Genomic DNA, 12,832 nt, shown 5'->3' with positions numbered 1-12,832 from the left:
AGCGCCTGGCGGGCCCAAGCCCGCCAGCATCGCCGCTTACCACATCAAATCATCAGGTACCTGGAAATCGGCATACGGATCGTCTTTCTCTTCCTCTTCCTGGCTCAGGGCATTATTTAATACAATCGCGTCCGCATCACGCTGCGCAATTTTATCGGCTACGCTGGCGGGGATAATCGCGTATGCGCTCTCTCCATTGTTATCAACCGCCAGGCGCGCAATGGCGAGACGACCGCCGATCAGCTGAGCCTGAGTCAGCTTATCCACCATCATTTTTTTAATGCGGTTATTGTCAGTAAAGTTAAAGGCGATATCGCCTTTTGGCAGGCTGATTCGGTTCATTTCAATCAGCTGCTTAACCTGCGCTTTATATTCTTTGGCTAACACCGCTTGTTTTTGCTGCTCGTTCAGCTGTTTATCACGCTCAAGCTGCGCTTTTTTATTCTCTTCTACCGCTTCCCGCGCCTCGCGCGCCTGAACGCGCGATTTTTTCGCCGTTCTCTGGACTTTGGCCACTTTTTTGCTGGTGACTAATCCTGCTTTCAGCATCTGCTCTTGTAAGGTGAGTTTGGTCATTTTCGCTTCTGAATCCGTTGAATAGTTATTGGGATTATATCGGTAAAAATTGAGGCTATTAAGCAAATAATGAACGCTACAGAAGATGCATCGGACACGTATCAGGTTGTGGACAATGGCGGGACGCAACCTGTTCGGAACAGCAGTGGTAATAACATGACAACAGTCTAAAACCCGACTAAAGATGCCGATGAAAACAGGGCGGCGGTGCGTTTACTGAACGGAGAATAACGGGCATGGCGAGGCGTTGAAGGCAATAAGCTAATCGATTTGCTTCCTCTTGTTCGACTTTCCCGTTAGGATTTATCTTACTTTCAGCATAGGGACTGCGAAATGAAAAGAGTAAAGATCAGTAGCATCTGTGATGTCGTGCCTCAGGATGATCTGTGGTTTGTCGTAACGCTGGATGAACAAGGCTACGTTGTTTATCCAAAAAACTCAGATGATCTGTTTGGGCAGGGTAGCATCAACTATTCAGGCGATGCCCGGCGTTATGCGTTCAAACGCTATTGGTCAGACGAGGGGATTGCCGGCACAGACTGGCAGGATCGCCATGACAAAGCCTGCGACCTGGCAATTCTGGACCGCAGGCTCGCTGTAGGAGAAACCTTTAAATCTGTTTTTTTCTTCATTAAACTAAATGATGGCTTTAATGTTATGAGTTTTTAATAATCATTTAAATAATACTTTATGTTAAGTAAATTTCTATTTTTAAGACAGCTCAATCGAACATGCGGAACAAAACTACTGGTTAACGCGGTATACTGAGAGTTATTCTACAATTAGCTTAAATTATAACTGAGGATAAAGTATGGAAGCTATCCCAGGCGATATACAGTCAAGGCTACAATTAGTCATCTCGAAAGCGGCGGTGCTTTTACCGGCTGACATTGGCCAACAGCTTCTTGCAATGGTTACCCCCTCAACTCTCGCAACTATGGCGGGGGTAATCGTGGTTTGGGCTGGTGCGCACTTTTTTGGGGTTGGTGAAATCGCTGATTTAGTGCTTCTCATTGTAGGTTGGGTGGCTGTAGGGGGCGTGGCGCTTGAAGCGGCTCAGAAGCTGTTTGATTTTGCAACGAAGACTAACTCTGCTCGTAACGAAGGCGATCTGGAGGCTGCTGCTAAGGATTTGGCAGACGCGATCACTCTGCTGGGAATCAATACTGTCCTTGCGCTTCTTTTAAAGAAGAAGCCTGGCGACACATTTAAAACTCCTTTCAGAGGAGTAAAAATGCCGAGATACAGCATTGATATTAAAAGGAAAATGAACCTGCCTCGTAATGGAGGATGGCGGTATACACCTAAGATAAAAATTACAAAGAATCGTGACGTTATTCAGGGGGAACAAAACCCTGGGGGACGTAGAAGTTGGACGTAACTACTACCCTGGTGCAATGTCGAAGGATGACGCTTACTTGCAGATGCTTTCTACTCTTTACCATGAGCAAGTTCATATGGCGATTGCGCCTAAGTTCTATCTATTGAGAGAACTCAGAGTATTTATGAGGCAAAGTGCATACACTAAATCGTATATACTTAGATACCTGGAAGAGACACTGGCTGAAACTATTGGCTTATTAAGGGCCAGAGGAATGAGCAGGGAGTATATCATTGAAGGATTTAAATTTCCTCTTGGCAATACTTATGAAATCACTTATACAATGTTGCGGCATGAAGCTGCAGGCATTCTTTTAGGCCCGGTGGTGGTTGGTGGGTTAATGTATAATGTCTGGTATGGAGTTCAAAAATGATAAGTGACAGAAAAGCTATTGAAATTGCCAAAGAATATGCAAACAAAGCTGGTTATGGTTGGGATGAAGGCTTTCATGAGGCTGAAAGAACGTCTTTTGATGGTAAATCCGTTTGGGTTATTTCAACCTCAGATATGAAATTTTCTGAGGAACTCCCGTGGATGATGGAAAGTATGCCTAATCCAATAAAGTATTACATAGATATGTCTTGCGGTGAATGTATTGCAGTTGGGGGAAGAGGTAGTGCGATTCTTCGCTTGAAAAAGTGAAAGTTTTCATTAGCGATTTTATAAAATATAAAAATGCTTTCTCAAAACTTTAAATGCTTTATATGCAGGATTTAATGGAATGAAAAGATAAAAAATGGTGAAGCCTGTAAACAAAGTTATCGAATAAGATACAAGGTTTTCTTGTGTGCCGATATTAATTGTATAAACGAGCCCGCTAAAAAGAATGACTATTAATATCAATGCAACTAAGAATCTTTTTTTTAATTGGGGAAGAAGCCATCTATACGAGTAACCCAATTTTTCAGCTTGTTGACGTATTATGGAAAATTCTTTAGATGTAAAGCCCTCTTTGAAAAGGAGTTCTTCTATTTGCATCTTATTCATAATGAATTTAACTCATTTTATCTGCGATAAATCAATTGTAATTCATTATCCATGCCTCATACAAATCTGTGAAAGGCTTTCTGTATTTTGTTTTCATTAAAGGCAGAGTGATATCTGTATCTACTTTGCAGAGATACGTACCTTTTACCTCTGCCTCTTTACACGAAACCTTCTCAGCTTTGTTTAAAGTCGTGAGCATGTCTTTACTGTTATCACCGAAGCGAGTTCGAGGTGACCTGTTGCTTCAGTCTTTTTTAGTAGAACCAGTAAGTCACGGGTTTTGAGTTCTGTGATATTACGATTGCCAATGATGGGGAATAAATGACTCACAAGGCTGTTTATTACAATAATCCTGTGGCTTTCCGACCTGGTTCTGTTACTGGAATACCAGTCTTGAGCAACTTATTCAAATGTCAGCAGCCCTTTAATTTCCACCTTTTCGGCTTTACGTTTTTCGCCTGGAGCGACCCCGTTTGCAACGAGTTATCTGGCTTCGTCTCTTCTGCGTCTGGCTTCTGATAACGTGACCTCAGGATAAACCCCGAGAGCAAGAATCTTTTGTTTGCTACCAAAGCGATACTGAAAACGCCACTATTTGGAACCGTTTGGGGTGATCAAAAGATGCATACCATTACCGTCTGTCATTTTGACGGGCTTCACAGCAGCCTTCGCATTCCTTACCTTTAACTCAGTGAGCGGCATAGTAAAAATCCTCGGCTGATGGTATCTGCATTATCGAACCAAACATACCAACAATTGTAACAACATGACACTGTGGATTTTGTGAGCCGGCTGGAGACGCAGGTGGGCTATTAAACTGAGTTAAGCAACTGAATGGAATGGGTAAAAGAGACTTTGAGATACGTTGGGAGACTAACATTTGGCGTCCCCTGCAAACATCAAACTAGCGCCGCAGGGGGTTGGTTTATAATGGTTTTTATTGGTGTGTAAAATATTATGCCCGCATATATGCCCGCAATGCGTCAATTTACGGTTCTGCTTGATTGGGTGTAGGACTGCTTCCAGGATTTGTAATCGCAATACTCCCAGCGGGAGGCGCGACCAATTTTTGTTGGCGGCTTGAGTTTGCCGGCCTTGATTTGAGAATAGAAGAACTTCGGGGTAAACCCAGCATCCTCTACCATGAACTTCATGTCAACAAGGGAATCGTCACGTAGCTCGCGCATGATGGCTCCTTAAAAATAATTAAATATTGCTCTGGCGATGATGATCGCAATGATGGTGATGAGAAGGTGGAGTGGGGTGATCATTCTTCGTCTTTCACTGAGTGGAGCTTTCCACCGCAAAAGGGACATACGTTAAGGATAATCGGGTCATCTTTTCCTGAGTGATAGCAGACCTTTTCCCCTAGATGCTCTCCAGTAGAGATGCGCACAGGAGATGAAGAGTAAATCCCCTTGCTGTTTCTTCTTGGTATGCCATTTTGTAGGTAATCACGAAGAATCCAGCAGATATTTGATGCATATCTGACGCCGCTGCTTTCGCATGGCTTGAACAGGTCTTTTTCAGACATAACAACTCCTCACGCATAGCGCGATAGTTAATGGAATAAAAGTGAATTTATGGTTTAAAAGATTAAAAACAGGCTGGAGAGGTTAAGTTGCATTTAACATGCGTTAGATTTGCTTTCCTCATGACAAAGCCTATAGTTGACAGGCCTTAACTCATCCTCCACAGGCATACGGCGGTCTTTCCCTTCTATTTTTTCCAGGGGCATTATGAATACACACACAGCCGTACCAGTTCAGCTAACTAATATTATTCAATCACTTACGAATGGCAAGGAAGAGCAGGTTAGCACAGCTTGCAAAGAAGATATTTTGGAGATGTACCTGATTATAGGTGCGCTTCTTCAGTGGAAATATCAACTTAAATTCGATGTGAATGCTTAATAAATGGTATTGATATAAAAGATTCCCACCTAAGTAAAGACCCGGTGAGGCTGGGTCTTTCTGATAAAGTATTTCTTGGGCGATTCCACTCCCTTCAACACTTCAATCATGCCAATCTCCGCTGCTTCTCCGCCCACACCATGCGCTCATGGTCGGTTCGGCACTCATCGCTGCAGAAGTGCCCCTTGGCTATCGGCTCCTCGCAGTAGTGGCACTCGCCGGTGTATGTCATCTGCGGCGCCGGCCGGTTAGCCAGGGCTACCGCTATCAGCTGCTGCTCGCGTTCTGCGGCTTCATCAATCGGGTCTGCAAAATTCATGTTGTTTCTCCGAAATTTGGCAATAAAAAACCCCGCCGGAGCGAGGTCGTTATCGTAGATGTGATTATCTTGCTGCTGCCGGCCTTGGCCTCTATTGTTCAATTAATTCTTCAAGAACGTCATCTATTAAAAGTTCATGTGACGCCACGTTATAACGATGCCCATGGACGATATAAACCCTAACCGGCAACCTTACCTTATCTGTAGATGGCGCGCTTTGGTCGCTGCTATTGCTGGATATAAGGGCAGGATTCTGAACAACCTCTATAAAGTCCAAGCCCCTGTCAAATTCACGAATTTCGCCGTCATAACCAGCGCCAAAAATCAGGTAATCCTCGGTCATTTTGGTTCCTCTTTTTGGTAAATCGGGTCGGTACCTTTCGGCAGCTGCAGAGCCACCTGCCTGTAATGCTGCAGGCGCTCGCGGAAATACTCCCTCAACTCTTCCGGCTGCTCCATTTCTACCTGCTGCGGGATAACTGGCTGGTTCAGGCGCTCTTTGTAAGCCACGCCTGACGCCGCTAAATCCACGTTAACCTTATCCCTTTCTTCTTTGCTGCGTGCTGCGAGATTGTGTGACATGGCGATTCCTCCTGAGTGGAGTATATCGCCATGAATCGCTAATTTGGTATCATCACGACGACAGTGTTAACCATCGTTCCTGATGACTTGAATGAGCCCTCAGGCAATTCTTCGATATGACCACCGCGGTCTTCAATCAACTGGCGGAAATCAGAAGTAAGCTTGTTGCTGCGGAAAACTACCGGTGAAGCCATGACTGAGACCAACAGCCCGTCAGTTTTCAGGAATTTCAGTGCGTGAGTTACGTGCTTGATATCAGCCTGTCGACTAAATGGAGGATTCATTACAACCCGGTCATAGACTGGATTGGGCTCAACAGTAAGGAAATCAACTGGTTTCCCAATACCTGACAGGCGCAAATTAAGAGCATGCAGCGCGTCATTGTTGGCTGGCATCAGTTCATACATATCAATCATCACATCTGCTGCTGCGCTATGAGCGGCTTTAGCAATTGCTCCTTGCCCTGCGCTGGGCTCAAGCACATGCATGCCATCCCGAATATCTGCCAAATGAATTACATGCCTGACAACTTCTGGCGGAGTAGGGAAGAACTCAAAATCATCTTTGGGAACCACGACATCTCCGGTCAGTATGATTTGTTCAATGCGCTCGGATGCATCGATATCGAATACATGCGCCTTGCACTTGCGACTCCATTTGCCGCCGGCAGCTTCCAGAACTTTATTAGTGCGTGTGTATAAGTTTCGGTCAAGCTGACCAGTCAGCACCAGATTTTTACCATGGCATTCCGCAGCACTCAGCACATTAAGCACTTCTTTATCAACTCGCATTTATTTTTCTCCAGGCGAAAAAAACCGCTTTCGCGGCTATCGGTAAACAGGTGAGCAGTCGAGATTTACCAGCGGCCGGCGCTCATTCAGCCTGACTCTGATGGCTTCGCATTCTGCTTTGGTGGGATAGATGGTTTCAGTAACGGGCAGGGCGTGAGAGTGAGAGGTAATGAGGAGGATGAAGCCTGCTAACATTTACCCTCCTTTGCCAGCGCCTCATACTTCTGCGCGGTGTTGTCGATGGGTTCGCTTAACTCTTTGCAGTGTGCAATCGCCGTGTTGTAACCTGCAGCCCAGTCAACGGAAAGCTTCAACCTAATCGCGTCACGCATGGTGAGTTCATCCGGCACCTTCACAGGCTCAGCGGTTAATGCCGTCAGAGCCGTTTCCATCAGCGCAACCATATATTGCTTATCCGGTACCGCCTGCCAGCGGCGAATTTCGATGCGGCACAGCGCCGCCAGTTCCTGATTATTCATCTGCCACCTCCATGTCAGCGGCCTTCAGTGCTTCGATAACGTCATCCTTGTGTAGCCAAACGCCATCATCATCCGTTTCGAGCCTGCCGAAACAATCAAGAATGTGCCCGCGAGGCAGCTTAACCGGCGCTGGCGGCGCGGCGCGCGCATACAAAGGTTTGTAATCACTATTCCACCCGGAAGGCTTATGTCGCCCATCTAAATAAAGCGGCTCGCCCAAATCGCGGATGGCGTTTTCAACTGCGTACCATCCAGAAGGCTCCTGCTTCGCCAGCTCTGCCAACTGCGCCCCTGCCGCCTTCAGTCTATCGACCAGCGCAAGAACAGTGTGCGGGTTAACATCCTGCATCAGCGCCGCAACGGCGTCGGCACGCTCAGCATCCCTAATCAGTTTCTGAATATCCTTCATTTCCCCACTCCTTCCACTAATTCCATATCGATAACCCGATAAACGATGTCGTCATGCTCAAGCGACCACAGAGTGCCGCCTGTTATGAATGACACACGTTTGCCTAGGTGCTTAACGCCATTAACCTGCACTGCCAGCCCATCCTCTAGCTCAATCATCCATCCATCGCGTACACGGCCGGCTTCTGTTTTTATCCTGCGTTGATGTTTGCGCATGGTTAACTCCCGGCAGAGATAGCGCGATGCATTTGCCGAACATCTTCCGGCGTCCGGTCGAGCTTCTGAGCCACAGTTCTGAAGTTGATGCATGGGTTGCGTTCGGCGAGGTACTGAATCTCGTAAAGTTGCCACGCCTGCTTTTTCTCGCTCCGCGCTGCTTCCGTTTCTTCTGCGATGCGAGCTGCTTTTAGCGGGTTTCTCGTGATGGTTTTATCCGGCAGCATCCAGCCGCCGTAAGCGTCGTAATAACGGATAACGGTACGTCCGCACCGGATGTTGTCGAATGGCTGCTTCATCGTTATCTCCACTGGTCGCCAAACGAGAAGCCAATGGCCGCCAGTGATTCGTCCATCTTCTCGATGAACTCCGGCACCATCTCTTCAAAGTCGGCCATGAATTTCTCGTCGCGTTCGACGATGACGTGGTGTATGCCTTCGCGTTTCATGCGCGGGTCATAGTTAGCGAAATACCAGGCATCCTTTCCCGTGACCCACATGCTGAATTGCACCTGAGCCATGTACTCTGATTTGATGGCATCGAAGCCACCGAGGCGGAACTTCATGAAATCGCGGGAAGTGAAAGGGCACTTAAGCTCAAGCCCTTTGCCGTCACTGCACAAACCGTCAGGAGAGCATGCTGTCCTTAGCGTCTCATCCCTGTAGATAATCGGTGCTTCCGTAACCTTAACGTCCGTGGTGAATTCAAACAGCGTCCTTGCTGATTCCTCGTGCGTCTTTCCCCAAGTGAGCGCTTTTGCATTTATCTCCAGCGCCTCCCCAGTGCAGACCTCACCGAGAAGGGTGTAGAAATAGGCCAGCTTCATGTCGGTCCATTTCTTGCCACTACGTGGTTTGGCTATAACCTTTGACGCTTCTGAAGCTGTTATCACTCCCAGCCTCAATCTCTGCCACTCATAGCTTCCCTGCTCAACAGACAGCACATCTATCCCTGTGTGCTGCCGTATGCATTCGGGAGAAATCATGCCGCCGCCTTAGCCTTCCTTGACAGGAAATCGAGAGCCTTAACCGCTTCCGTTTCGGTAAGGTCAGATGCCTGCTTTATTGGCCGGCGGAATATCTGTGAGCAAACCGGCAGGAGGTCTTCTTCCCATGTTTTATCCATGGTCATCAGCAGGTCGGTAATGGTCTGAAGTGTCTGCTCTGTAGAAGGTGTAACGTCGCGTTCCTGCCCGCGCTCCTGGGTGAAGTTGATACCCTCGCCACCTTCCGTGTTGACGTAGTCGATCGCACTATCCAGGCGCTCACGACGAGGCCAGTACTTAGCGGCCTGCTTAACTACCGTTTTGAGTATCATCTGCTCTTCATCAGTGACCCACGGGCATTTCTTACTGTTGTCGGTCAGATACTTTTTCCATGCTTCTGACCGGTCTCGGATGGCAAAGATGTCCTCCGCGCGCATCGTATGGGTCAGGTAGTCGCCTTCATCAGTTTTAACAACGGTGTAGGCACCGACGATTTCCCCACGCTGCTCAATGGTGTCGAACTCATTAAATTCATGCGTTGGCGTACGGTCGATTCCTGTACGCATGAATCGGTCATTTTTCCTGACGATTGCCGACTGGCACCACTTAATCGCACCCGACTGCTGAGCAATATGCATCAGGCCCATGTAGCTAATATCCAGGCATATGGCGCCTTTTCGTGGCACCAGATAAGCCAGTTTCTGAGCCGGGTTCAGCGTGATACCAATGGCGGCGATATTCATCACCGCGCTGCGAGTTGACGTGCTGTTTTGGGCAGCAATCTTTGCCAGATAGTCGTTGTTAGCGAATATCTGCATTGCGAATTCCGATTCGCGCTTGAATGTGATCGAGGGCTCAGCACAAACCTGCTCGAACTCCATTTTTAGCGGATTAACAATTTCGAATACCTGATTAACCAGCTGCTGGTTCATTTATGCCACCTCGTTAAAACTGCGCCGGCCCATAAATATCTGCAGCGCGTGTTCGTGCTTCACGTAATCCGTCAGGCTGTCCCATAACGCGTTATTCAAACGCTCCTGAAAGTCGATCGTGTCGGCAGCCAGGTCGAACGCGTTGATGTTGTCGCACAGCGCGCGCAGAACAGGCGTCACAGGGTTTGATTTAAACTGCCGGTCCATTGCCTCAACTTCTGCATAGATGCGCTCGTTGTCGCTCTCATCGAAGCCAGCGATGATTTTTTCAATCTCCTGACGGTCTTTGAAATTCAGCCTGATATTCATGGGTTCACGCTCCTGTTGAGGAACTCAACCAGTCGCTGAAGCAGGCTTTTACGCGGCGGCGGCGTAAAGCTGGCGCTGGTCAGAATGTTTTTGGGGTGAAATTCGATAGATTTGAATGCGTCAAAAGTGGGGCAGCCCGATGCCGCCCCTGCAAATGCTAGTGCTTGCATGGGGATACTCCGTTAATTTGGTTGGGATAAAAAAGATGGGCGCATCGCGCGCCCAAGAGTTCTCACGGCTCAACGGCTAGTAATTACCGCTGTAGCGTTGGTGCGTAGCACCTCAAAGCCGTCTAAGCAGACAGCTTTACGGTGTCACTCGGTGGGCAAATCGGGGTAAGGCATCCAGTGAGTAATCCCCTGACTTAAATACCATTTCGTGTAAAGCTGATTCCCTTCACCATCCCGCCCTGCAGTGATGTCTGCAAACCAATCGGGGATATAAACAAAATCATACCCGCCCTTAGGAAACCCTCTGCCATCCTCAGTCCCTGTGATGCTGCAAACTAGGCACGAGTCATCGGTAATCTCTGGTAGCCGGTCTTTTACGCTAATCCACTCCATCCTCTTCTCCTGTTAGTGGTTGCCCAGCGCCTTAGCAATGGCGGCCTTACATTTGTCGATATCTGACTGATTCATTACAAAACCTTGCTCAGTCTTTGATGTGAAAAGTAGAAGCGCCTCAAGCAGCTCAGGAGCCGCAGCTATAAGTGCGGCATTATGCTCGCGCTTTGGCCCTCCACATGAGGCAATATTCCTCCTCACTTTTGGCGCGCTTTCAGATATCACTTGCTTCCCAGCCGATAAACCATCAACAACGGCCCACCTTCCTTCCGTGCCCTTAAATCCACTCATCTCAATCTCCTCAGTAACCTGTCACGTAAGCACCTGCCATAAGCAGCACAATCACCGCCCAGCCAAGTGCGTAATCTCTTTTGCTAACCATGGTGTTGGCCTCAACGGGCGTAAAAAAAACCGCCCTTAGGCAGCTGATAATTTGTGTTCTGCAATCAATCCAGCAACATATGTCACGCCCTTCGTTGTGAATCGGGCCTGCGTGAAAGCGTGGCCGTTATCTGCCTCACCCGTCTTAACGGTAAAGCGTCCGGCATCAATGTGATTCTGATAAGGCGTAAGCTGACCACCCAGCCGGTACATGACACTTTTCTCAACCAGTACCGTACGAACCAGATGCTCTTTCTCACCCAGCGCCTTACACACCTGCCGAAAGCCGAAAGTGCCGGAGGCGTCTGCGTAGCGGTCGTAGAATTCTGCTTTGGGGGCGGCGATTGCCAGTTGCTGCTGCGCTAGTTTCTTCTGCTCGAATTCAGAAGCCCATGCTCTTGCTGCCTCTGCCGGATTAGTGAAGTCAGGTAATTGATACTGCTTAGCCTGCATCTCTTTCAGGGAGGACAACACTGAGCGGCGAACTGCTTTAGACTCCCTCATGCCGATCAGGGTCATTTGCTCCATGTTGAGCATGGTGTAGTAGGTTTTATGTCCGGTTTTGCCAACTACGAAATTTTCGTAGTTTAATTCTTCATCAATCTCATCATTGACTCGTTCGTGGAAGTCCGATGGACGAACTGCGTTTTGCCCGGACTCGATCCGCGCTGGATTGATGATGTTATTCAGGAAGTCCAGGCTGGACATCTTCAGCTCTTCGTTTGCTGCAACAGTTAACATGCTTACCTCACTCTCACGTTATGGTGTTGGCCTGAATTCAGGTAATAAAAAAGGCCGCCCTTAGGCGACCTCTGATGCCCACTGCCGGGCCTGCTGCCTGTTGCGCCAGGCCAGCTTGACCCACAGGTCGTGTACGCCATCACCGCGGACAGTTGCTTTGCACTTGGCACGGTAGCGAACAAACTCCGACCGACACTCTGCTGCGTATTTCTGTTGAGTAGTCATACTCACCTCAAATAAGTGGAATCGATTTGCCGCGCATCTTCTGGCGGGCGTTAACAATGTGCGTTGCACCCGGACGCACAGTTTCGAAGTTCTTACGCTTACCAAGCGACAGCGTTACGCGCTCTGCGGCTGCTTCAATCTGTAGCGTGTACTCGTTAGGCGTCAGCTTGTCCGCCTGGCTCATTGGCTTGCGTTTGCACTGAAGCTCAACGCGGCTAGGGGTAGGACGGTGTAATGTATCCGCGCTTTTGCTAACTTCACTTTGCAGATGTGCGCGGCGCTCACGGCGGCGGCTTTCTGCTGAACCGGTAAATACTGTTCTGCGTGTCATAAATCCTCCTGTGGGCTTCCGGTTGCGCTGTCATCAACGCATTCGGAAATCCGCATCGGTATATGAATTTGGCCTTTCAGCCACGTAGGTGATCCGTCACCGTTGTATAAAGAGCGTGTTGTCCGTTTCGTTACTGCCTCAGCGTCGTGCTGATGGATGTAATATACAAAACGTATTCATGCAGTGCAATACGAAATGTATACAAATTTGATGTGGATACATTATGTGTATGATTTGAGTGTGAATTTATTTTTGAAATGGATTTGCCGGGGTGAGGAAGGTTTTCGGTGCGGGTTCCATAAATTGTATGAAGCACATAGAGAGGCGGTTATGAATATAGATTCGTGGATAGATGGGTTGCGCTGGCTTGACGTTGACCAGAAGGTGCAAGTGCACTTTGAATTACAGGAGCAGATAAAGCATCACTACCGGCTCAGGGGTGAAGGTGATCATCTGCAACGAGCCATTCACTTGTGCGAACAATCAGTAGCGTTTGCTGAGCTGGCGCTGCCTGCGCTTAAAGAAAAATGGGGGCGGGATTTTGGTGGAGATTTCTATCCCCCGAGTCATTACGGATACCGGCAGCTGATAACTATCATGAAAAAGCAGAAGAACTTGCAGCGAGTGTCGGAACTGGAGCGGAAGCGAGAAAGGGAAGGTTGGGCTAAGTGACAGGCACAAAAAAGCCCGCTCGGTGGCGGGCTATCGGGGAA

24 protein-coding genes and 1 pseudogene are annotated in these 12,832 nt (G+C 48.2%); 6 read left to right on the top strand and 19 right to left on the bottom strand.

What is annotated here, in order from left to right:
* Positions 1-36: 36 nt before the first annotated feature.
* Entirely contained in the window at positions 37-576 is a 540-nt protein-coding gene (locus C2E15_RS15190) for a DUF2058 domain-containing protein (RefSeq protein WP_104958114.1), read from the bottom strand.
* A 333-nt stretch (positions 577-909) separates the two neighbouring features.
* Between C2E15_RS15190 and C2E15_RS15185 the strand changes: the two genes are divergently transcribed.
* From C2E15_RS15185 to C2E15_RS15175, 4 genes are all read left to right on the top strand, one after another.
* On the top strand, positions 910-1,245 hold the full coding sequence (locus C2E15_RS15185) for a hypothetical protein (RefSeq protein WP_104958113.1): 336 nt from the start codon (positions 910-912) through the stop codon (positions 1,243-1,245).
* A gap of 142 nt (positions 1,246-1,387) precedes the next feature.
* Positions 1,388-1,957 carry a hypothetical protein gene (locus tag C2E15_RS22115; RefSeq protein ID WP_245912288.1) on the top strand — a complete coding sequence of 190 codons (570 nt, stop codon included), beginning with the start codon at positions 1,388-1,390 and terminating at the stop codon, positions 1,955-1,957.
* A gap of 76 nt (positions 1,958-2,033) precedes the next feature.
* Positions 2,034-2,330 carry a hypothetical protein gene (locus tag C2E15_RS22110; protein ID WP_245912286.1) on the top strand — a complete coding sequence of 99 codons (297 nt, stop codon included), beginning with the start codon at positions 2,034-2,036 and terminating at the stop codon, positions 2,328-2,330.
* Positions 2,327-2,599 carry a hypothetical protein gene (locus C2E15_RS15175; protein ID WP_104958112.1) on the top strand — a complete coding sequence of 91 codons (273 nt, stop codon included), beginning with the start codon at positions 2,327-2,329 and terminating at the stop codon, positions 2,597-2,599. The genes C2E15_RS22110 and C2E15_RS15175 overlap by 4 nt, the downstream gene beginning before the upstream one ends.
* A 561-nt stretch (positions 2,600-3,160) precedes the next feature.
* Here the strand turns inward: C2E15_RS15175 and C2E15_RS22105 are convergent.
* From C2E15_RS22105 to C2E15_RS21510, 3 genes and pseudogenes are all read right to left on the bottom strand, one after another.
* Positions 3,161-3,646: pseudogene (locus tag C2E15_RS22105) on the bottom strand (tyrosine-type recombinase/integrase); the annotation flags it as partial.
* A 281-nt stretch (positions 3,647-3,927) separates the two neighbouring features.
* On the bottom strand, positions 3,928-4,131 hold the full coding sequence (locus C2E15_RS15160) for a helix-turn-helix transcriptional regulator (protein ID WP_104958110.1): 204 nt from the start codon (positions 4,129-4,131) through the stop codon (positions 3,928-3,930).
* Positions 4,132-4,211: 80 nt separating this feature from the next.
* The gene (locus tag C2E15_RS21510; protein WP_128861297.1) at positions 4,212-4,478 is read right to left on the bottom strand and encodes a hypothetical protein; all 267 of its coding nucleotides are present in this window, start codon (positions 4,476-4,478) and stop codon (positions 4,212-4,214) included.
* A gap of 205 nt (positions 4,479-4,683) precedes the next feature.
* On the opposite strand from C2E15_RS21510, the gene C2E15_RS21755 reads away from it, so the two are divergent.
* A complete protein-coding gene (locus tag C2E15_RS21755) occupies positions 4,684-4,857 on the top strand; it encodes a hypothetical protein (protein WP_167391887.1) in 174 nt (57 codons plus the stop codon).
* A gap of 106 nt (positions 4,858-4,963) precedes the next feature.
* Here C2E15_RS21755 and C2E15_RS15155 read toward each other — a convergent pair whose 3' ends face one another.
* From C2E15_RS15155 to C2E15_RS15085, 15 genes are all read right to left on the bottom strand, one after another.
* On the bottom strand, positions 4,964-5,278 hold the full coding sequence (locus tag C2E15_RS15155; RefSeq protein ID WP_245912285.1) for a hypothetical protein: 315 nt from the start codon (positions 5,276-5,278) through the stop codon (positions 4,964-4,966).
* Positions 5,268-5,519, bottom strand: a complete 252-nt coding sequence (locus C2E15_RS15150) for a hypothetical protein (protein WP_104958109.1) — start codon at positions 5,517-5,519, stop codon at positions 5,268-5,270. The genes C2E15_RS15155 and C2E15_RS15150 overlap by 11 nt, the downstream gene beginning before the upstream one ends.
* Positions 5,516-5,758: a DNA polymerase III subunit theta gene (locus tag C2E15_RS15145; RefSeq protein ID WP_104958108.1), complete on the bottom strand. Its 243-nt coding sequence runs from the start codon at positions 5,756-5,758 to the stop codon at positions 5,516-5,518. The genes C2E15_RS15150 and C2E15_RS15145 overlap by 4 nt, the downstream gene beginning before the upstream one ends.
* Positions 5,759-5,796: 38 nt before the next feature.
* On the bottom strand, positions 5,797-6,549 hold the full coding sequence (locus tag C2E15_RS15140; protein ID WP_104958107.1) for a methyltransferase: 753 nt from the start codon (positions 6,547-6,549) through the stop codon (positions 5,797-5,799).
* Between the two features lie 188 nt (positions 6,550-6,737).
* Entirely contained in the window at positions 6,738-7,028 is a 291-nt protein-coding gene (locus tag C2E15_RS15135; protein ID WP_104958106.1) for a hypothetical protein, read from the bottom strand.
* Positions 7,021-7,437, bottom strand: coding sequence for a hypothetical protein (locus C2E15_RS15130; protein WP_104958105.1), 417 nt, complete (start codon positions 7,435-7,437; stop codon positions 7,021-7,023). The genes C2E15_RS15135 and C2E15_RS15130 overlap by 8 nt, the downstream gene beginning before the upstream one ends.
* Complete coding sequence (locus C2E15_RS15125; RefSeq protein ID WP_104958104.1) at positions 7,434-7,652, bottom strand: hypothetical protein; 219 nt, start codon at positions 7,650-7,652, stop codon at positions 7,434-7,436. The genes C2E15_RS15130 and C2E15_RS15125 overlap by 4 nt, the downstream gene beginning before the upstream one ends.
* Before the next feature lie 2 nt (positions 7,653-7,654).
* On the bottom strand, positions 7,655-7,951 hold the full coding sequence (locus tag C2E15_RS22260; protein WP_104958103.1) for a DUF1317 family protein: 297 nt from the start codon (positions 7,949-7,951) through the stop codon (positions 7,655-7,657).
* Between the two features lie 2 nt (positions 7,952-7,953).
* Positions 7,954-8,637 carry a lambda exonuclease family protein gene (locus tag C2E15_RS15115; protein ID WP_425438017.1) on the bottom strand — a complete coding sequence of 228 codons (684 nt, stop codon included), beginning with the start codon at positions 8,635-8,637 and terminating at the stop codon, positions 7,954-7,956.
* Complete coding sequence (locus C2E15_RS15110) at positions 8,634-9,569, bottom strand: recombinase RecT (RefSeq protein WP_104958102.1); 936 nt, start codon at positions 9,567-9,569, stop codon at positions 8,634-8,636. The genes C2E15_RS15115 and C2E15_RS15110 overlap by 4 nt, the downstream gene beginning before the upstream one ends.
* A complete protein-coding gene (locus C2E15_RS15105; RefSeq protein ID WP_104958101.1) occupies positions 9,570-9,878 on the bottom strand; it encodes a hypothetical protein in 309 nt (102 codons plus the stop codon).
* Positions 9,879-10,192: 314 nt separating this feature from the next.
* Complete coding sequence (locus C2E15_RS15100) at positions 10,193-10,441, bottom strand: DUF551 domain-containing protein (protein ID WP_104958100.1); 249 nt, start codon at positions 10,439-10,441, stop codon at positions 10,193-10,195.
* A 12-nt stretch (positions 10,442-10,453) separates the two neighbouring features.
* Positions 10,454-10,732 (bottom strand): hypothetical protein, encoded by a 279-nt coding sequence (locus tag C2E15_RS15095; protein ID WP_104958099.1) that lies wholly within the window; start codon positions 10,730-10,732, stop codon positions 10,454-10,456.
* A 126-nt stretch (positions 10,733-10,858) separates the two neighbouring features.
* The gene (locus C2E15_RS15090; RefSeq protein ID WP_104958098.1) at positions 10,859-11,563 is read right to left on the bottom strand and encodes a phage antirepressor KilAC domain-containing protein; all 705 of its coding nucleotides are present in this window, start codon (positions 11,561-11,563) and stop codon (positions 10,859-10,861) included.
* Between the two features lie 232 nt (positions 11,564-11,795).
* A complete protein-coding gene (locus C2E15_RS15085) occupies positions 11,796-12,119 on the bottom strand; it encodes a transcriptional antitermination N peptide (protein WP_104958097.1) in 324 nt (107 codons plus the stop codon).
* 330 nt (positions 12,120-12,449) lie between these two features.
* Between C2E15_RS15085 and C2E15_RS15080 the strand changes: the two genes are divergently transcribed.
* Positions 12,450-12,791: a hypothetical protein gene (locus tag C2E15_RS15080; RefSeq protein ID WP_146108558.1), complete on the top strand. Its 342-nt coding sequence runs from the start codon at positions 12,450-12,452 to the stop codon at positions 12,789-12,791.
* Positions 12,792-12,832 lie beyond the last annotated feature (41 nt).

The sequence above is a fragment of the Mixta gaviniae genome, assembly GCF_002953195.1.
GTDB classification, from domain to species: domain Bacteria; phylum Pseudomonadota; class Gammaproteobacteria; order Enterobacterales; family Enterobacteriaceae; genus Mixta; species Mixta gaviniae.
This window is presented reverse-complemented; position numbering and strand designations above follow the sequence as displayed.